The organism is Lapidilactobacillus luobeiensis (assembly GCF_024345205.1).
GTDB classification, from domain to species: Bacteria; Bacillota; Bacilli; order Lactobacillales; family Lactobacillaceae; genus Lapidilactobacillus; species Lapidilactobacillus luobeiensis.
Genome location: NZ_BROC01000001.1, coordinates 178778 through 199181, shown reverse-complemented (window position 1 = coordinate 199181; position 20404 = coordinate 178778). Strand labels below are relative to the sequence as shown.

Here is a 20404-nt window from a genome sequence, read left to right as displayed (position 1 = left end):
GTGAAAATCATCGCTGGGACTGGTTTAGTTGGTGGCGCTATTTAGCTACTTTTTTATAATCGGGACGGCCCCAATACTGGAATAGATCAGTCCGCAGATAGCCATTATATAGTTTGCGCCGTTTAGTGGCGTGTTGACCATAAAAATTTTGGAATTCTAGGTCGCTGGTCAAAATGTATTTGCTCCACGTGGTCAATGGTCGGAAGGCCTGGCCCATTTCTGCGTAGATCTCACGAGCCTTTTTCTGGTCGTTTAGGCGTTTCCCATAAGGCGGATTGGCGATAATAATACCATTACGGAGATCCGTCTGGAAATCTTTGACGGCAACTTGTTTGAAAGTAATGTCATGCAGGACCCCAGCCTGATCAGCGTTGACCTTGGCCAAAGCGATCATGGTCTCATCGATATCATTGGCAAAGATCTGCAAAGTGAGGTCAGTCTTTATCTCGGCTTGGGCAGCGGCGCGTGCGTCTGTCACCATTTGGGGCGTGATCGTCGCGAATTGTTCGAACGCGAAATGGCGTTTAAGCCCTGGGGCGATATTCCGCGCTTTTAAGGCCGCCTCAATGGCGATCGTCCCGGAACCGGTCATGGGGTCAAGGAAGGGATCATTGGCCCGCCAAGGTGTTAACGCTAAAAGTCCGGCCGCAAAGTTCTCTTTCAGTGGAGCGCCACCATGATCAAGCCGGTAGCCACGTTTGAATAAGCTGTCGCCAGTAGTGTCGATCAATATTTCGGCTTGGTTTTTCCGCAAACGAACATCGATCTTTGTCAACGCGCCGGTTTCTGGTAACCGGGTCCGGCGATGATAGGCATCCTGCAAACGCTGAACGATTGCTTTCTTGGTAATGGCTTGAACGTCAGGCACACTGTGTAATTTCGAAGCGACCGCGCGCCCAGTCACCGGAAATTGGGCATCCATCGTGAGATAAGTTTCCCAAGGGATCGCGTTGACTTGATCAAACAGTTCCGTAAAATCCATGGCCTTGAATGTTTTGACAATGATCATGACGCGATCAGCGGTCCGCAGCCACAAATTTGTTTTAATGATATCGGCCTCATCACCGCTAAAATAGACGCGACCATTATCGGTACGTGTCTGGTAACCCAATGCCTGTAATTCTTTCGCTACGATCGCTTCAAAACCTGCCGCCATCGTTGCCATCAATTGATATGCCATCTTTTGCCTCCTAAAGCTGTGAGCCCTGTGTCGACCCATTGACTGGGATCTAGTCAATGGGTCGACACAGTGTTGTAATAACTGGTGGATCAAATTTTTAAAGATCTCTGCGACGATTCCGCAGAAACATTTTTCCTGAAAAAAATTGACGCAAAACGAGTTTGCGCCAACCACCTTGGTAAATTTCTATAAGCCACGTTTTGTTCCAACCAGAATTAGGTCCATTCTGATCTTCAGTAATCATCTATCTGCTGCCGCTCCTACTTTAGGTTCGATTTCCGCCGTAGGACTCCCCTACCAAAATTTGGGTTGCTCGCTCGTGGGGTTTACCCGTTCCAAGCGCCGATTTTCAAGGGCGCATCGTCTCTGTGGCACTTTCAAGGCATTGACCATGGCGTAAACTTTAGGTCGTTGCCTGCCGTTACCTGTCACCAGGCACCTTAGCTTATTGGGCTAAGCGCGAACACTACAAGCATCACAGCTTGTGCGAGCGTGGACTTTCCTCAGTTTATCCGAAATAAACCGCGATTACTCGAAACTTACCATTGATATCAAATTAATATGAGTCGCTTAGGTCGGCTAAAAGCGATCGATCTGACTGCGATTCTCAAAACTGCCCAAACCAAGATTATCCTGAGTCGTTGGACTGGTTGGATTGCTCGTTGTGGGTTTATTAGCGATCTTGGCCGCTTCTTTCTCACCAAAAACATGACGTTCAAGATTACTGATGCGGCGCAAAATATCGTAATTGGTCGTATTCTGCATTGCGGAAACACCAGAATTGAAATTAGGCGCATTTACGCCACTATTGTCATTCTGTCGTGAAAGTTCATCGACTTTTTTGACCAACCGCGTATTTTCTTGTTCTAAGGTCTTGATTCGATTGCGAAAAGTCTCATAGTCTTGAATAACTTGATCCAAGAATGGATCGACCTCGGCATCATCGTAACCACGATACTTCTTCTTGAAGTCCTTATTAACGATGTCTTCAGGCGATAGATTGATCTTGAATTCGCGATTCTCTTCTGACTTGTCCATAAATGCTTGCACCTCATTCATCACTGATCACGCATCTTTAATAGTATAGCAAAAAAAACGCTAAATGAGAACCAAAAGTCTCTAATAATCCAGATTCCTTATAAAAAATCAATAATCATGATTCATTTCGTCGGCTAAATCTTGCAATTCATAGAAATCGATCAGTTCAAGCCCATATCCTCGCGGCTGTAAAACCTTGGTAATGTAATCATAGTCATAATGGGGTTTGCCGGGATGCTCCGGATCATATAACAGTAAGGCATTTTCAGTATGCTGGCCCATGAACTGTTGATAATTTTGCAATTGACCGGGATTCTCATAGGGATGATCAGAAGTATAGCCCACAAAATCTGCCTTGGCCAAAATCTGCGCCAATTGGCTTTGGTTTTTTTCATTCCATTGTTGACCAAAAGCCGTGAATGGCAACATGACCGCCACTCGTAAGTCAGGATAATCTGCCTTCAGTTCGCCGACTGTCGTCACTGCCCATTGCTCGGTACCTAGTTGGGCGCCGGTGATCACCCATGTCAAACCATCCTCTAAGTATCGCCGCAATGTATTTCTTAGCGAATACTTAATAACCTGTAATTTAGGGTCATTATCTTGATAAACATTGAGTTCGTAAGAACGGTAACCAGTCAACCACAATCGCTTTGCCATCTAAAAACAGCCTTTCTAATGAAGTTAAGTCGGACAATCTGGTATAATGTGGGCATTGGGAGTGTCGTAAAATGATAATCAATTATCCAAATGGTCAACCCTATCGCTTTGAACCAGATAAATCTCAGTCTACCACAAATCAGGTCAGCTCGCGCGATCAGGCTGTGGTTTTTGGTGGGCGTGGGATGACGCTGGAAGAAACGATCAATGAAAGCAATGAGTTTTATCGGCAGCAACAACGAGCGGTGATCTATAAGAAGCCGACGCCGATCCAGATCGTCAAGGTCGACTATCCGCAGCGAAGTAAGGCGGTGATCCGCGAGGCATACTTCCGTCAGGCTTCGACCACTGACTATAACGGTGTTTATCGCGGTTACTATCTAGATTTTGAAGCCAAAGAAACCACAAATAAACGTTCATTTCCGCTTAAAAATTTCCATCAACATCAAGTGGATCATTTTCAAAACTGCTTACAACAGAATGGTATTTGTTTTACGATCATGCGTTTCACAAGTTTGGCGCGATATTTTTTGACACCTGCGTCACTTTTGATCCAACATTGGCAGGAGCAAAAGGATGGCCGTAAATCAATTCCATTAAGTGAGATCGAGACTTCCGGCTACGAACTGACTTTGGCATATCGTCCCACTCTGGATTATCTGAATGCGGTCGATCAATTGATCCAGAAAACAAATCTGAAAAATTAGGTGATAGGTTTATGGCGCAACAAGAAAAAGCAATGACCCGTGAGGCTCGCAAAGCTGCCCAGAATCGCAAAAATGGACACAACCCCCGGCCCAAGAAAAGAAAACCGCTTTGGCGACGGATCCTCAAATGGCTTCTTTGGCTGATCGTAGCTGGTTTTGCCTTAGGAGTCTGTTTGTTCGCGTACTATGTCAAGGATACACCGGCGCTTTCGGCCAGTAAATTGGAAAGTGGCGGCGCCACCACGCTGTATGCTGCTGACGCCACCACGGTCTTAACTAAATTAGGCAATGAAGATCGCACCAATGTTAAAAGCACTGCGATCCCGCAACAATTGAAAGATGCGGTAGTTTCGATCGAGGATCGCCGTTTTTATCGGGAGCCATTGGGGATCGATCCGATCCGGATCGTGTCATCGGCCTTCTATAATGTGACCCACCCAAACAGTGATCCTCAAGGCGGCAGTACTTTGACGCAACAGCTAGTCAAGCTTGCTTACTTTTCAACGAAGAAATCAGATCAGACACTGCGGCGTAAAGCGCAAGAAGCCTGGTTGGCGATCCAAGTCGAACGACGTTTCTCCAAAGAACAGATCTTGGAATATTATATCAATGCGGTTTATGAGGCCAACGGTGTTTATGGCATGGGGACTGCGGCGACCTATTATTACGGCAAAGAGCTGGATAAGCTGACTTTGGCGCAAACCGCGTTGATAGCGGGGATCCCCAACTCACCGAATACGTACGACCCCTACGCTCATCCTGAAGCGGCCAAGCAAAGACGAGATCTCGTTTTACAGGCAATGGCTGATAATGGTAAAATCACCGCCAGTCAGGCTCAGACTGCTAAGGCGGTAGCAATCACGGATGGTCTGAAGGCTAAGGCCACCACAACTGGTTCTGATAGCAACGCCCTGATCGCCGATGCTTATATTCAAGAAGTCATCAAGCAGATCAAGAAAAAGGGCTACGAACCCTATCAGGACAATTTAAAAGTTGTAACAAATCTGAATCTTTCAGCACAAAAATATTTATATCAATTGGTCAATGGTGATCAGATCAGCTTCCCTGACGATAAATTTCAAACGGGGGTAACCGTCACTGATCCGAATAACGGCAACGTTGTCGCGATGATCGGGAATCGCAAGGTCGGTAATGTGCAGATGGCTTTGAACCGAGCGACCCAGACCGATCGGAGCAATGGATCAACGATCAAACCGTTGTTGGACTATGGCCCGGCCATTGAATATTTGAATTGGGCGACAGACCATTCAGTCAAAGATACTCCCTACACTTACCCAGGCACGAATATCTCGCTGATGGACTGGGATAATAAGTATATGGGTACGATGACCATGCGCCAAGCCCTAGCGGTTTCGCGAAATATCCCCGCAGTGAGAACACTTGAAGAAGTCGGCCTGACCAAGGCGACGCAGTTCGTTAATAAGTTAGGCATTGACCTGCCCAGCAAGGTGGGACTTTCCGTCGGGATCGGGGCTTCGATCTCGACTTTGCAAGTCGCTTCGGCTTATAACGCATTTGCAAATGGTGGGACTTATTACCAACCGCAATACATCAAATCAATTACGACTTCTGATAAAATCAGTCATGATTATTCAGAATCTAGCTCTGGAACCAGCGCGATGAAAGCATCCACAGCTTATATGATCACTGATATGTTGAAAGATGTGCTTACCAGCGGGATCGGCACTACTGCTGCGATCTCGGGACTTTATCAAGCCGGTAAAACAGGAACAGTCGGCTATACACCTAGCGAGATCGCCAAGAATCCAGCACTGAACAATACGGTCAGGGATGCATGGTTCGCTGGGTACACGAAGCATTACTCGATCGCGGTTTGGACCGGCTATGATAAAGCCGATCAACAAGGTGTGGCTGATCAAACGATCGCTCAAGTGATCTATCGTTACATGATGGCCTACCTCAGCCAAAACGTCAGTAATACCGACTGGACCAAACCAAGTTCAGTCGTTGCCCAGAATAATGTTCTCTATGTCAAAGGTTACGCTCCTGAACAACAGACTAGTTCTTCGGAGAGTTCCAGCTCCAGCTCGGAGAGTAGTTCGTCAAGTTCAGTGAGCGACTCTGAATCAAGTAGTCAAACACCAGCGACCCCAAGTTATTCCGAAGGATCTAGTAGTACCATCACTCCGGAAACACCAAGTGATGACTCGCAATCAAGTAGTAGCTCGACCACCAGTCAATCTAGCAGTAGTACGGTTTCGCCAGGAAATGGCACAAACGAGAATACAAATAATGGTGCCAGTCAATAATGGCGTCTAGTCAATCGAGATTGGGCTCCAAATCAAGAAAAAGTGCCGTCACGTAAGTATGACGGCACTTTTTGTGGGCAAATTTTAGATGAACAAGCTACTCTAAAAAAACTTCGGGTGACTTTGATTCACGCTAAAGTTACCCATCAAGCCAAAGTGCGAGCTGACCTGCATTGCTCCTGAGCATTAACCTAGCTAGGATTTTGGAAGCGCTCCTTGCTTCCGGAACCCTAGCGTAGTTAAGCGTAAGGAGCTAGGTCAGTGAGCACGTTTCAAGCCAGAGTGCGGAGCGAGCCGGGTTGCTTGTGAGCATTAACCTAGCGATTGTTTTGGGAGCGCATCTTGCTCCCGAAACAATTGCGTAGTTAAGCGCAACAAGCAGGCGCACGCAGCACGTTTCAAGCCAGAGTGCGAAACACAACGGTTTGACTTTGAGCATTAGCCTAGTTCTGGATTTTGGAAGCGCTCCTTGCTTCCGGAACCCTAGCGTAGTTAAGCGCAACAAGCAGGCGCGCGCAGCACATTTCAAAAAACGGGACACAGTATGCGCTCAGCCATTCATTGCCAAATAATTTTGACCAAATGGGCATAAGTCGAGTAGTGGACAGTGGGCACATTCGGGCTTTTTAGCGTGGCAAACTTCGCGCCCAAAATAAATCATCGCGTGGTGACCGTGGATCCATTCGTCCTCTGGTAATGCTGTGGTGATCCGCGTTTCGATCTGACGGACTGAATCATTAGCGGCCGCGATCGTGAGCCGCTTACTGATCCGGGTAACGTGGGTATCCACGGCAAAAGCAGGTACCCCAAAGGCATCGCCTAAAACCACATTGGCCGATTTACGCCCTACCCCTGGCAACGTGACTAATTCCGCGCGGGTGTTGGGGACAACGCCGGCAAAGTCATGGGTCAATTTTTGGCCTAAAGCGACTAAATACTTGGCCTTGTTGTGGTAAAGACCAATAGTTTTGATATAGGGCTCGACCTCGGCTGGGGTCGCCACTGCTAAAGTGGCTGGATCAGGAAAGCGAGCAAAAAGCGCTGGGGTCGCTTTATTAACGGAAACATCGGTCGCTTGCGCGCTAAGCAACACGGAAACAACTTTTTGAAATGGTGTCCGCGCATCAAGACTCGGCACCGCGTTGGGGTACATCTTCATGATGCGCTCGATCGCGATCCGCGTCACTTTTTTGGTTAACATCTGAGTCTGCCCCTTTTCTAAAAAAGTTTGACTGAGCAACTATTATTTGAATTTTGCCTTATAGCGTTGGAGATCGTCAGCGTTCTTGATTTGGCGCCGTTGCCAGTCGATCAGGATCCGATCGATATACTTCAGCGAACGGGCGTCACTTAAAACAGCCTCGCGCAGGGCTAGACGGATCAGCGTTAGAGAATACTGATCACGGTTGAGCCAATTGTCGATAGTCTCCATTTCGATCGGTGACAAAGGACGACCAAATTCCACTTGAAATTCTTTGTAGAGTTTGGCGATGTCAGCTTGCTCTTCCTGAAAAGAATGAACGACCTGCTTTTGATCCCGTAATTGTGCGACCCGTTGGAAGAATGGCGCCACGCTGTATTGGTCGCGATGTTGCGCGTGATAGGTATCAGTTGTGACCATGATGAACCGTTGCTGCGTTAACTGTGAAAGAATTTGATAGACTTCGCCGACCGGTTTTTTGACGACCAAAGCCAATTGATCCGGACTAGGAAATTTCTCATTAAGTTGGCTATATTTTACGATTTGTAGAAAAATCGCCAACTGATGATCATTCATGCCGAGCTCCGCATAATGATCCAAAATCAAGTTGGCAATTACCGTGTAAGGTGTTCCGACTAAATCGTTGATGGTAAATTCAGTCATTTGATCACGGTTCCTTTTCTTAATGTGTCGATTGTGTTTATGGTTCGATCCGGTTGATCATGCGTGGGAATGGAATAGCTTCACGCAGGTGGTCAAGTTTGCAGATCCAAGTGATCGCGCGTTCAAAGCCTAGGCCAAAACCAGAATGTGGCGTACTCCCATATTTCCGCAGATCTAAATACCAGTCATAGTCCTCTTCATGTAGTCCGGCGTCGAGGATCCGTTGTTTCAAGACCTCATAGTCAGTTTCCCGTTCGGAACCACCGATGATCTCACCATAGCCTTCTGGTGCTAAGAGGTCGGCGCAAAGATAAACGTCATCACGACCAGGGACTTTCTTCATATAGAATGGTTTGATCGCCACGGGGTAATTCAAAATGAAAACAGGTTGTTCAAATTGATCAGAGATGAAAGTCTCGTCAGGTGCGCCGAAGTCATCGCCCCACTTGATATCGGTACCATGATCTTGCAACATTTTGACTGCTTCATCATAACTGATCCGCGGATAAGGTAGCTTGGTATATTTCTTCAGTGTTTCTAGATCACGGCCTAATAAATGCAGTTCATATTCGCAATTATCCAACACACTTTGGACCAAGTAGGCGATATATTTCTCTTGGACCGCCAAACTTTCATCTTGATGAGTAAAGGCCATTTCTGGTTCGATCATCCAAAATTCAGTCAGATGGCGCCGAGTCTTGGATTTTTCTGCCCGGAAAGTTGGCCCGAAGGAGAAGACTTTCCCAAAGGCTTGAGCGCCAGCTTCCATATAAAGCTGACCACTTTGACTTAAATAAGCGTCATGATCAAAATAATCGATTTGGAACAGTTCAGTAGTCCCTTCCGGCGCCGATCCAGTTAAGATCGGTGGATCGATCTTAATGAAACCTTCCTTGTTGAAAAATTCATAAGTCGCGCGGATCATTTCATTACGGATCTGCATGATCGCAAATGGTCGCTTCGAGCGCAACCATAAATGACGATGATCGAGTAAGAACTCGATACCGTGATCTTTGGGCGTGATCGGATAATCTTCACTTTCGCCAATGATCTCAATATCACTGATCTCGATCTCATAGCCAAAATGAGAGCGATCATCTTGATGGATCGTCCCAGTTACCCAGAAACTGGTCTCTTGATGCATTTCTTTAGCGGCTTCAAAGACTGCCGCCGCAACATTATTTTTAACGATGACGCCTTGGAAAAAGGCGCTCCCATCTCTTAATTGTAAGAATGCGATTTTACCACTTGAGCGTTTATCGGTCAGCCAAACACCGATTTTTACTTCCTCATTGACATGATCCTTAGCTTCGTTGATGCGAATGATTTGTACCATTTTGAAAAACTCTCCCAACTTTTATTCTTAGAATGTCCTTAAAGGTTGTCGATCAGATCGACAGTTTTACCTGTATAAAAATCTAGTAACCGGTAGCTTAGCTGACCGTTTTGTTTCTTAGCCGCGACTTCCCAAACAGGTCGCCCTGCGTCGATACCGAGATTGATCCCATAGATCTTTCGGGGTGCGATTTGCTTTTGGATCCGTGCTCGCACTTCGCCTTGGGTCAGCCCTTTGTTACCAGCAAGGACTTTGATTTTGCCACTTTTGCCATTGACCACGACATAGGTCAATTTGTTTTGCTGATCATAACCAGTGACGGCGTAGTAGGTTTGTTGACGCTGATAAATCGTGAAATTCGTTGTTCGTTGCAGATCGCCAGCTTTTTTAGCGATAGCTTCGGTCTGACGTTGCGCGCTGATCCGAGGCATCATTGTTGCCAGATACAAACCGATCAACAGGATCACAGCTGTCAAAACACTGATAATGATCATTCGTTTTCGCTGTCGAGTCATACTTCACTTCCTCAAATGCTGCGCTAGGGCCAGCTAAAAATAGTCGATTTTCCAGATCAAAACTAACTTTCTTGATCTAGGTCGCAAAATTACCGCGATGCTGTTTCAATTATAGCAAAAATACCACTGATTGCCACGTCTCGCAAAAAAATACTTGATTTTTTGCTGCCTGGAGTTTTTTGATCATTTGCTGAGGTAAAAATGCCAGCGCAGGACTATTTTCTAACTTACCCGACTGGTTCTTTCTTGTTGATGAGCGCTACTGGAGAAAATCATGGATATGATCGGCTAAGAGTGAGTTGGCTAATTGGACGCGCGGTAATTGGGCGGGGAAAGCTTGCTGAATGATTCCCGCGTAACTGCTTTGATTGATCCGCTCATCCAAAACCAGGACCAGACCATGATCTTCTTCCGAGCGGATCAAACGGCCAAACCCCTGTTTCAATTTGAGGACAGCGCGAGGTAAGGCATCGTCCCAGAAAGGCTGGCCTTGCCCACTGCTCGCCAAGCGGTGCTGGCGATAATTAGTCAAAGGATTTTTAGGTGACTCAAACGGGATCCGGGTAATGATCAATAAGGATAGCTGTTGGCCCGGAAAATCAACGCCTTCCCAGAAACTTTGAGACCCTAATAAGATTCCATTATTAGTGAAGCGGAAACGCTTGGCGATTTTATCATTGCTCCCGGTGATCCCTTGGGCCATGATCTCGCGTTTTCCCCCTAGCGCACGTTGCAGCGGATAGTAAACATTTTTTACACTGGCTAATGAGTTGAAGAGGATCAAGGTCTGTACGCTAGTTTTTCGGAGGATCGGCAGAATGACCGCGACCAACCAATGATCATAATCAGCGCCGTTCTCTGATGGTGAGAAAGTCGTCGCTGGCGTTACTAATTCGGCTTTACGACCATAATCGAATGGCGATGGTAATTGTAATAGGTCGAGTTGATCACGTTGATAGCGCAATTGTTTCAGGAAATAGGTGAAACTCGTCCCAACGGCCAATGAAGCGCCGGTATAAATTTGCTGCGGGAATTGTTGATCCAAGGCTAAGCGAATCGTACGATGGGACCGCGCTAACCAATTGAAACGATAATTGATCCCGTCGTCATCAAGGTCTAGGTAAAAACCGAACTCTGAAAATGACTGATCTTGTAAATGAGTTTGCGCATCTTCTAGCTGATCTAATCCGCGTTCTAACTTGGTATTCAACCGTTGCCAATCATTGACTTTTTGACGGGTATTACTTTGCATTTGGCTAGCGTTGAAATTCGTTTCTAAACTAAAACTGGCTTCCAAATATTGATCTAGGGCATGACTGACTTGGCGCAAGACTGTGGTCAAGGCCGTCCGTTCTTCAGGAACAGTCGCTAAGTCAAGATAGATCGGTCGGGTAATATAGTTTTCATGGGCCAACATCAGGATACAATCGTTCAAGGTCAGAAGTTCTTGCTGGAATTGAGCCAACAATGAACGGATCTCTGTCAACCAAAGATAGCTTTGCTCCAGGGTAGGCTCCACCTCGTTATTATCGATCAAAGTGTGGAGCAATTCGGTCGCTTGCCGGGCCCAGCTGACCAAGCGCATCACGGAGAAATAATGATGCGAACTATTCGTCAGATCATCTGCGAAATGTTGGGCCTCATCAATGACCAGCATCGTTTGCTCAGGCGCAAATTCTGATAGATGTTGGGCCAAATAGGCGTTGTTCGTGATCGTAATGTCTGCGGTAGCCGCTTGATCACAGATCCGCCGCCAGAAATCGACTTTAGCGTAAATGCTACTTGCGACTAATTGCGGCAAATGATTGATTCCTTGGAAAAAGGCCGTATCATAATTCGTCATTTGCAGCTCATCCAAATCACCAGTCCGAGTTTGCGTCAACCAAATCAAGAGCCGCATCTCGTTCACGACCGTTCCGCGATTTTGTTGGCCTTGCCGTAAGTAAGTCGTGAATCGGTCCAGATCGACATAATGACTAGAACTTTTCAAGATCGCGGCTGAAAAATGTGGCTGGCGGAGATCATTCAATAGTGGGATTGCCTGACGATAAAGTTGATTTTGAAGGACTGTGGTCGAAGTCGTGATCACCAAACGGGTCGTGGTCATCGCTGCTGAGCTGAGCTGATATGAGAGCGGTAATAGATAGCCTAGTGATTTACCGATACCCGTAGGCGCTTCAATGACTAATGGTCGACCAGCAGGATTATGCCGGTGTTGCTGGATAAAATCCATCATTTTGAATTGGCTTTGTCGCGGACGCAACAACCGCCCCCACTGCTGCATTTTGGCCATGAAAGTTTCTGGATAATCATCATGCCCAAGCCATTCGTGTGCTGGTGTTACTGCCGCTGGTCGACGTAAAACCAGATCACCGACTTGGATCAGATGTGCTGGCAAGGCCTGATCGCGGCGATGTTGATAAGCTCGCGAAAATACGGTTCCCGTTTCCCGACTTAAATAGCCGCCTAGGTGACTCAGTTGACCTAAAACTACTCCTGGGACCTGATCGATCCGTTTCAATAGTAATAACAAGATCTTTGCTGTGGCAATCGCGTCACTATCAGCCTGATGCGGGTGTTTGTGGGTAATATTCAAATAACCACTCAGGTCTTGAAGTCGATAACTAGCCGCTTGAGGCAACATGATCTGAGCCAATTCAACCGTATCGATCGCCGTGACCTGCAAGGGAGGTAACCCGATCTCTTGGAAGGCCTCATTCAGAAAAGGAAGATCGAAGTTAACGTTGTGAGCGACAAAGATCTTATTTTTTAAAAGTTGTTGTAAAGTGGTGGCGACCTCCTTGAAGGTCGGCGCGCGCAAAAGCGCCTTGGGATCAAGTTGCGTCAATTGTAAGATCTCCACCGGGACCTCACGTTGGGGGTTCAAAGTCAGCGAAATATGTTCTGTGATCTGTCGTTCATGAACGATCGCGCAACCGAATTGAATGATTCGATTGCCAACACCCCGTTGTGTGCCCGTCGTTTCTAAATCGACCACCGCAAAATCTTGTCCACTCAACAAACCACCTCCATTCATTTTTTACTCAGAGTGCGCAACACAACGGGTTGACTTCGAGCATTAGCCTAGCGATTGCTTTTGGAAGCAGCACTTCGCTTCCGAAACAATTGCGTAGCTAAGCACAGAAGTCAGTTGTGCGGAGCACGTTTCAAATCAGAGTGCGCAGCACAACGGGTTGACTTCGAGCATTAGCCTAGCGATTGCTTTTGGAAGCAGCACTTCGCTTCCGAAATAATTGCGTAGCTAAGCACAGAAGTCAGTTGCGCGAAACACGTTTCAAATCGCCGCGCCTGTTACCCTTAGAAAGGCAACGGCGATGATCAGGCTAGATCGATCAGTTGGTTGTTACTGAGAAAATATAAATACTTATGGGCGATCGGCCGTTGCAAAATATTGCTCAAGGCCTCTGCGTAAAGATTCAACTGCCCTTGATATTTGGCGATAAGCGTCGTCAATTTAGCCGTCTGGGTCGCCCCCGTAGGCAAATGATCTGTTTTGTAATCAAACAATAAAACTTGCTCTGGGGTGATGACGTACCCATCCATAATACCATGAACCAATAGATTTTGAATATCCGGTTCATCAGGCATCTCGAAAATCGCTTGCGCCGGCAATAATAAAGAAAACGGCACCTCGCGAAAAACCTGATTTTGGGGATCTTGTAACTGTTGCCCCAGTTCAGTGCTGAAAAACGTTTGGACAGACTGAAGTTCGATCTTGGCTGCAACTGCTGGTAAAATCAGTCCGGCAGTCACTAGTGATCGGCGTAACTCCTCTAGGTAGGTCAAGGTCAGTGGGCGGCGCAGCTCAACGCGCTGCAACAAGAGATGGGTCGCTGTTCCGATTTGGGCACCAGTGACGGCCTGATCAGTCGCCAAGAAGGCCGGCTCCGGGAAATCTTGCGCTAAAAACCGACCAGGTAAGCGGTCATTATCTGCCCCGAGTTGCCCGGCTGGTAAAGGTCGTGGAGCAGTTTGTTGCCCAGCAAGCGGTAGAAAACTAAGCCGAAATTGATCCGGATCTGTAAAGGCCTGCTTGATCTCCGAAACAGATTGATAGGCGGTGGTCTGCGTGGCTGACTGGTGAGGATATTCGAAATCCAACAAAGTTTGGACGGTCGAGCGTAATTTAGTATCTAGTGGTGCTGGCGCTGTAGTTGCCCGCGTTGTGTCCGACGCCGCTGGTAATGATCGTAATAACTCAGGCGCTTGGTAAAGATGGATCAAATATTTAGCGCCATTTCCGGCGATTTTGGCCTGACTATCAGTTTGTTCGCTACCACCGGTGATCGCCAGTTGGGGGGCCCGCAAAACCGCCGGCAAGATCATACTCAAAAAATCGCGTAATTTACTTGGATCCCGTAAGGTTATGGGGAGTAGTTGTTGCTGTTCTAAGGCCGGATTTTCATATTTGGCCAAAGTCTCGGACCAATTACTGATCGACCCCACCAAGATCAATTTCTGCTTAGCGCGGGTCAAAGCAACATAAAGCTTCCGCATTTCTTCAGAAATACTGGCCTGCTGCCGTTGTCGGCGGATAAAAGTATCGATCAACGTTGGATATTTGATCCGAGTCTCAGGATCAAAATACTTAGTCCCCAGACCTAAGCGACCATCAAGGACGATCGCGTTTTTGGTGTAGTCACTATTATTGAAACCATGATCTAGGTCATATAAACAAACGATCGGAAACTCCAATCCTTTACTACCATGGATCGTCATTAACCGAACTGCGTCTTGATCGGCATCCCCGACCTGCGCTTGAGCCAGATCCTGATCATGAGTCTGCATCTGTTCAATAAACGCGATGAATTGATACAATCCTTTGAAACTCGACTGTTCATAAGCAAAAGCACGCTGATATAAGGCATGAAGATTCATTGACCGTTGTAGGCCTCCGGGCATCCCGCCAACATAATCCAAATAGCCGGTCTTCTGATAGATCGTCCAGATCAGTTCCGCGATACTATGCTGCGTGCTGTAATCGCGGAAACTTGTCAGTTGCGCTAGAAATTGCTGGCATTTTTTAGTCAGCTCGCTCAGCCTAGCTGGCGTTTCTGGGACGGTATTTTCAGCGGTGGCAGCAACAGCGGCCATGGCCTGGAGCGCATGATAGAAATTACCGGTGCGTTGCTGACCACGGATCCTAGCCAATTCATTTTCGTTGAACCCCGCGATCGGTGACCGCAAAACTGCGACCAAGGGGATATCCTGTTCCGGATTATTGATCAAAGTCAATAGTGCCAACATGACTTGGATCTCCGTTGTTTGAAAATAATCGTTGGCATCTTGTACATAAACTGGCACGCCTAGCTCCGTCAGTTGATTGACGATCTCCAGGTTGTTCGCCCGAGTCGGCACCAAGATCGCAACATCGCGATAAGCCATTGGACGCAATGGTTGATCTGGCCCGTCACAGATCGGATAACCAGCATCATGCATTTGACGGATCCGGCGCCCTAAGATCTGGATCGTCGCCGCCTTTTTATCAAACGCAGCTAGGGCTTCAGCACTTACTGAATCACTGTCCTCAAGAGCGGTTTCTGGTTGTTCCACCGTCTTAGTTTCAAAAAGATGAAGTTCGGTATCAGTGGGCAGGTCCTCAGGATAAGCCGTTGATCCCGTTTTGAGTTGAGCGTCCTCATCATAGTCCAACTCGGCCAGATCATGGTGCATCAACTGCTCAAAAATAAAATTCGTGCTGGCATTGATATTTTCCGCAGAGCGAAAATTTTCCGCTAAAATAATTCGTTCACCAGGTTCATCCGTGGCTTTGAAGGCTGTATATTTGTCTAAAAATTTGCGCGGATCGGCTTGGCGAAACCCATAGATCGACTGTTTAACATCACCGACCATGAATAGATTACCTGGATCTCGCCGGGAAACCGTTTGTAAAATCGCTTCTTGTAACGGATTGATATCTTGATATTCGTCAACCATGACCTCATGGAAACGCTGTTGATAATAATCACGAACTGGCCGAGTCTGGTCATTAGGATCTTGATAAGTCAGTAACTGCCAAGTCAATTGTTCCAAATCGTTAAAATCCAGTGCTTTAAGCCGTAATTTCTCGTTTTGATAGGCCGTAATAAACTCACTGGTGATCTCAGCCAAGTGCGCGACGACTGTTTGGGTCGCTTTTTGACCGGCAATGATCTGTGCCTCAGGTAATTCGAAAAAATCACTGCGAAAATCTTTTAAGTCATCACGCAACACTTGTAATTGGCGACTGACAGCTAGGCGTGTTTCGGTTTCATCAGTGGTGATCACTTCGCCATTTTTCTTCAAAGTTTTCATAAAGCGAGCAGGCAATTGCAGACCTTGTAGGCATTCTTTAAATTGCAAATAAGTCGTCTGGGACTGGGCCAATAATGTAGTCAAAGCGGTCAAGCTTGCCTGTGCTGGTTCCGTGACGACTTCAGCCTTGATGATCGGTGTTGCCGTTTGGATCAAGACAATGAACTGCTGCTGAAGTTGTTGACAACGTTGCCGTAAGTACGGCGTCAGCCATTTTTGGAAAAATGGGCTACTATCGACGGTCGTCTCGATTTGATAATCGGTTGGTAGCCGTTGCAACCATTGGCTCGTTTCCGGACGGGTGATCGCAAAATAATAAAGTTGGAAAATGGTTTGGGTCAAGCCATCATCGGAACGGTCATTGCCGAATTGATCCGCCAATGCGAAAAAGTCTGGATCATCTGCATCATAATGGTGATCGCGTAAATCACCCCAAACCTTCTCCATTAAAAGTTGACGTTCTGTATCATCGGTCAGTAAGCGAAAACTAGGGTCAAGATCCAGCAAATAATAAAATTTATGGATCACTTGCAAGCAAAAAGCGTGTAATGTACTGATCTGCGCTGCCGCTAACAAATTAAGTTGTTTGCGTAAGCGTTGTTGCTGCTGCGGATCACTGGTCCGACCAAGTTCATTCTCTAGCGCTTTGCGGATCCGCGCCTGCATCTCCGCGGCGGCGGCGTCCGTAAAAGTTACGACCAAAAGTTGATCCAGATCAGTCCCCTGTTGCAAGATCTCGGTGATCAAACGTTCCACTAGGACCGTTGTTTTACCAGAGCCTGCCGATGCCGAAACTAGGATATCGTGCCCATGATGGTCGATCGCCGCCTGTTGTTGGGGCGTGAAATTAGTCATGAAGATGCGCCTGCCCTTCTGCTTGTTTTTGCGTGAATTCAGCCAATTTTGCTAGGAAGTCGGTTTTATCGATCGTTAATAATTGACGATAGCGATTTTCTGGTAGCATCGCATCAAACATCATGATGGCTTTAAAATCACTGTATTGTAAACCAGTTTCATCAGCGCCGATTCGATAAGGCGCGATCCGCAAAGCGCCCGAAAAGATCTCCGTAGCCGCCTGTTGCAGTAAAAAGCGATTGTAGGCTAATAATTCAGGTAGTTGTGGTCGCGGAAAACTATTGCCAGCCGTTACTGAATAACCATTCTTCTTGGAATAGCCGCGGGGATAAAGGCTGGATTTTTTATTTTGACTTGCAGGATCAAGCGCGGCCAGAAAATCTTGGTTGTTTTGATGGCCTTCTGGCGTCTGATCTTTAGCTTGGCTTTCGGTATTTTCCAACAAGATGCCGTTGTAGCGATGGTCATCAAGGATCTGCAATAAAAGTTTATTGGGATCGTCAAGCCCGGATTTGTAGGCCATTTTTTGTTCGGAAAGGTGGAGATAAAATGCGCCGAGCGAGGTTGCCGCAGGTAATGCCAAGACTTGACGATTGTTTTGGATACTTTGTAAGTAGGTCAATAATTGGAGTGATAAGCCATAGTAAACTCGGGTGTAATCAAATTTTTTCAGCCCAGATTTGTAGTCGATGATCTGATAATACCAATCCGACCCCCACTGACCAACGTCTAGGCGATCGATCTTGCCGCGAACTGATAGTTTCTGTTTGCCAGGGAGCGTGAACTCAAGCGCTGGCAATTGACCATCTCCTTCGATCTGACCAAACTGGATCTCGGTCTTTGCGGGATAAAGAAAGGAATGCGCTGCTTGTTTTTGGATCACATTTGCCATGAACGCGCTTGTTTGCGCCAAACGTTTGGCAAAATAATGCATCTGCCCCGGACCATTCAATAATTGATAGGCTGGATCGTTTGCTAAGGTTTGTTGGATCTGTTTGGTGATCGTCAACAAGTCAGCCTTTGATAACTGATCAAGTGGCTGCCCGATCGTTGCGACCGCTTTAAGGAAATGATCTAAATAATCATGGAAATAAGTACCGGTATCTGCGCTATTCAGCGCAAACTGTTGCCGCGGCCGTAACCGTAACCCATATTTTAAGAAGAATTCGTAAGGATTGGTATAGTAACTCTCTAATTGCGAGACCGAACTAAATAAATGATCACCATAGATCAAGGCGACGTTTTCAGGGCTAAGGTCGGTGGCCACGTTGTGATAAGTCAGACTTTGCCAGAGACGACGGTAAAAGCTACTGGCCTCACCGGTCAACAGAAGATCGGCGATCGCTTGCCAATCAGCCGGCAGTGGTTGTTTCTTTGTTTGAGCTTCCCGAGCCAATAGTAACAATGGCCCAATGACACCTGCCCGTGAGGCCGCATAACTTAAGGCCGGCTGGCTACGTTGTGGCTCCAGTTGGGGATGGTCGGTCAAATAAGCCGGGTCGCCCAATTGGAAATGATCCTGGAGCCGAATCACGTAGGGTGAAAGTTCTTGCGCGCCTTGCTGGTCATTGAAAGCCGGATAAGTAAAGATCAAACGCTGACTACTACTGAAAAAGATATTACCATAACGTAAAGGCAGATCGGCGGAACTTTCAACGCTGGCTTGACGTAGTTGCGGATCACCGGGTTCTGAGTATAACCGGTTGAGTAATGAACGTTCTTGATCATCGATCAATTGCTGACCTTGACTGAGAGCAGGCAGATTTTGGCGAGTTGCGCCTAAAATGATCGTGATCCGATGTGTTTGAGTTTGGACCATCCCCAGCTTAGAAACAAGGACCGCGTCTAAAGTCGCTGGGATCTGCGCAAATTCGGTATTATTAAAACCAGCGTTCAATAAATCGGTGAATAGATTCAAGTCAAATGGCGTTGTGCCCCAAACTTGAACATAATCATCTAAGAGCGCAATAAAAGCCTGATAGGTCTGTTTAGGTCGTTGCGCCAAAATCAGATCAGCATGCTCGACCGCATCTTGTTCCCATTGTTGTAGTTGCTGGATCACACCGATTTTTTTCAGGAAATGAAAAAGTTCGCTAGCAAAATCAGCGCTATCAGTCACCTGTGCCACGGTTGTGCGCCATTGCTGCAGGGCTTGACCGTAGAAGCGATGTAACGACTCGATAGCTGCCTGTTGCACCGCTTGTTCCGGTGTTAACTTGGTCGCGGGTTGCTGCGCCTGCTTTACATATGGGCCGGTCGCTTGCCAAGGGGTAGTGTTGAGCCAGTGATAGGAACGCAGTCCGAACGCCAGCGCATAATTTTCTAACCAATCTAATTGCTGCCGAAAGTCGGCCAAAGATTGTCCGTCAGGTCGCCACAACTCGGTCCGCAACAATACAAAAAGATCAGTCAGCTGAAAGTTGCCTTGGCTCAGGGCTAAAAGACTGCGAATGAACACGACAAAAGGATGGTTGGCCATCGGCGTCTGTTGGTCGCTGAAGAAAGGGACGTCATTTTGGCGGAAAAGTGACTCGATCGTTGCCGAATAACTATTCAGATCCTCCGCCAGCACGAGAAAGTCGCGATAGCGATAGCCTTGCAAGGCGACAAGTTGTCGAAGATAGTTGACCACACCGCGCACTTCACTGGTCAAGGAATCTGCTTGCCAGACTTGAAGGTTTGGTTGCGATAATCGTTGCCGCGATTGGCTGGTTTGGCCAGCATTACTGGCGATCCAAAAATCCTCCACCTGCTGTAACTCGGCGCTGATCCTTTTATTAGGCGCCGGAAATAGGTCCGCAGCGGCGAAGTCAGTCAGCCCATCATACCCCAATTGCTTCAAGATGCGCCAAGAGCTGGCAAAGTAATAAGGTAGACGTTCGCCGGATGTCGGTAGATATAAAGTCAGGTAGATCGTTGCCTGTTGCTGTAACAATGTCCTGATCAAAGCCAATTGTTGCTGATCGAACTCGGAAAATCCGCTGATAAAAAATTCGTATTGACTGAAATCACGTTGTTGGACTTGTTGGATCAAGTAATGGAGCAACTGCTCATTGGTAACGAAATTGCTAGTGATCTCCGTTTGATACAGTTGATAGATCCGACTCAGCTCTTGGAGTTTAGCAGTCGTCGACCGTGGGACTCCTTGAGTAGCCAACTTTTCAGCAGCTTGATCCAAGGTTGCGGGACTAAAATCACCTTGAGCCAATTCTGTCAGCTGATCGCCTAACTGTTCGAGAAATCCCATTCGTCGTCGTTCGCCGTAAAAAATCGGGAAATGGGCCCGCTCACGATCTAGTAACTCACTCAGCAGCATCGCCTGACTGGCCTTCGTCAATTGAGGTTGCTGATAATAAGGATCATCACGTAGAAAGTACCAAAGCAAACGCGAGAATGAAAGGATCTGTAAGCGACTGCTGGCAATGATCCCTTTACTGGTCGTCTGCGGATCAGCGGCGCCGATCGCCTGCAAGATCTGGACTTCACTGCTGAACTTGATATGGTTGGGAACTAGACAAATAAACTGTTTTTCAGGTGATTGTTGATAAGCATGCCCGATTTGTTGATACATTTCACCGGTCACATCATCTTGTTGCAAGCCATAAATTATTTTTAGTGACACGCCTACACCTCCGTGAGTATT

At 47.0% G+C, this 20404-nt stretch carries 12 protein-coding genes and 1 other RNA gene; 2 read left to right on the top strand and 11 right to left on the bottom strand.

Translation table 11 applies throughout. From position 1 onward, the window contains the following. Positions 1-37: 37 nt before the first annotated feature. The 4 genes from OCU21_RS00820 to OCU21_RS00805 form a co-directional block, all read right to left on the bottom strand. Positions 38-1180, bottom strand: coding sequence for a THUMP domain-containing class I SAM-dependent RNA methyltransferase (locus OCU21_RS00820; protein ID WP_261805607.1), 1143 nt, complete (start codon positions 1178-1180; stop codon positions 38-40). Positions 1181-1364: 184 nt separating this feature from the next. Then, positions 1365-1720, bottom strand: an RNA gene (gene rnpB, locus OCU21_RS00815) — RNase P RNA component class B. Between the two features lie 39 nt (positions 1721-1759). Beyond that, entirely contained in the window at positions 1760-2218 is a 459-nt protein-coding gene (gene gpsB, locus OCU21_RS00810) for a cell division regulator GpsB (protein ID WP_261805606.1), read from the bottom strand. A gap of 108 nt (positions 2219-2326) precedes the next feature. Beyond that, the gene (locus OCU21_RS00805; protein WP_261805605.1) at positions 2327-2878 is read right to left on the bottom strand and encodes an SLOG family protein; all 552 of its coding nucleotides are present in this window, start codon (positions 2876-2878) and stop codon (positions 2327-2329) included. 71 nt (positions 2879-2949) lie between these two features. On the opposite strand from OCU21_RS00805, the gene recU reads away from it, so the two are divergent. After that, positions 2950-3585 carry a Holliday junction resolvase RecU gene (gene recU / locus OCU21_RS00800; protein WP_261805604.1) on the top strand — a complete coding sequence of 212 codons (636 nt, stop codon included), beginning with the start codon at positions 2950-2952 and terminating at the stop codon, positions 3583-3585. Between the two features lie 11 nt (positions 3586-3596). Then, positions 3597-5876: a PBP1A family penicillin-binding protein gene (locus OCU21_RS00795; protein ID WP_261805603.1), complete on the top strand. Its 2280-nt coding sequence runs from the start codon at positions 3597-3599 to the stop codon at positions 5874-5876. 550 nt (positions 5877-6426) lie between these two features. Here OCU21_RS00795 and nth read toward each other — a convergent pair. The 7 genes from nth to OCU21_RS00760 all read right to left on the bottom strand — a co-directional run bounded on the left by nth (position 6427) and on the right by OCU21_RS00760 (position 20383). Beyond that, positions 6427-7077, bottom strand: coding sequence for an endonuclease III (gene nth, locus OCU21_RS00790; protein ID WP_261805602.1), 651 nt, complete (start codon positions 7075-7077; stop codon positions 6427-6429). A 42-nt stretch (positions 7078-7119) separates the two neighbouring features. Beyond that, complete coding sequence (locus tag OCU21_RS00785) at positions 7120-7740, bottom strand: DnaD domain-containing protein (RefSeq protein WP_261805601.1); 621 nt, start codon at positions 7738-7740, stop codon at positions 7120-7122. 37 nt (positions 7741-7777) lie between these two features. Further along, positions 7778-9076: an asparagine--tRNA ligase gene (gene asnS, locus OCU21_RS00780; RefSeq protein ID WP_261805600.1), complete on the bottom strand. Its 1299-nt coding sequence runs from the start codon at positions 9074-9076 to the stop codon at positions 7778-7780. A 38-nt stretch (positions 9077-9114) separates the two neighbouring features. Then, a complete protein-coding gene (locus OCU21_RS00775) occupies positions 9115-9591 on the bottom strand; it encodes a cell wall elongation regulator TseB-like domain-containing protein (RefSeq protein ID WP_261805599.1) in 477 nt (158 codons plus the stop codon). A gap of 259 nt (positions 9592-9850) precedes the next feature. After that, complete coding sequence (gene dinG / locus OCU21_RS00770) at positions 9851-12610, bottom strand: helicase C-terminal domain-containing protein (RefSeq protein WP_261805598.1); 2760 nt, start codon at positions 12608-12610, stop codon at positions 9851-9853. A 320-nt stretch (positions 12611-12930) separates the two neighbouring features. Further along, complete coding sequence (addA, locus tag OCU21_RS00765; protein ID WP_261805597.1) at positions 12931-16761, bottom strand: helicase-exonuclease AddAB subunit AddA; 3831 nt, start codon at positions 16759-16761, stop codon at positions 12931-12933. Beyond that, on the bottom strand, positions 16754-20383 hold the full coding sequence (locus tag OCU21_RS00760; RefSeq protein WP_261805596.1) for a PD-(D/E)XK nuclease family protein: 3630 nt from the start codon (positions 20381-20383) through the stop codon (positions 16754-16756). Before OCU21_RS00760 ends, addA begins: the two co-directional genes overlap by 8 nt. Positions 20384-20404: the final 21 nt, after the last annotated feature.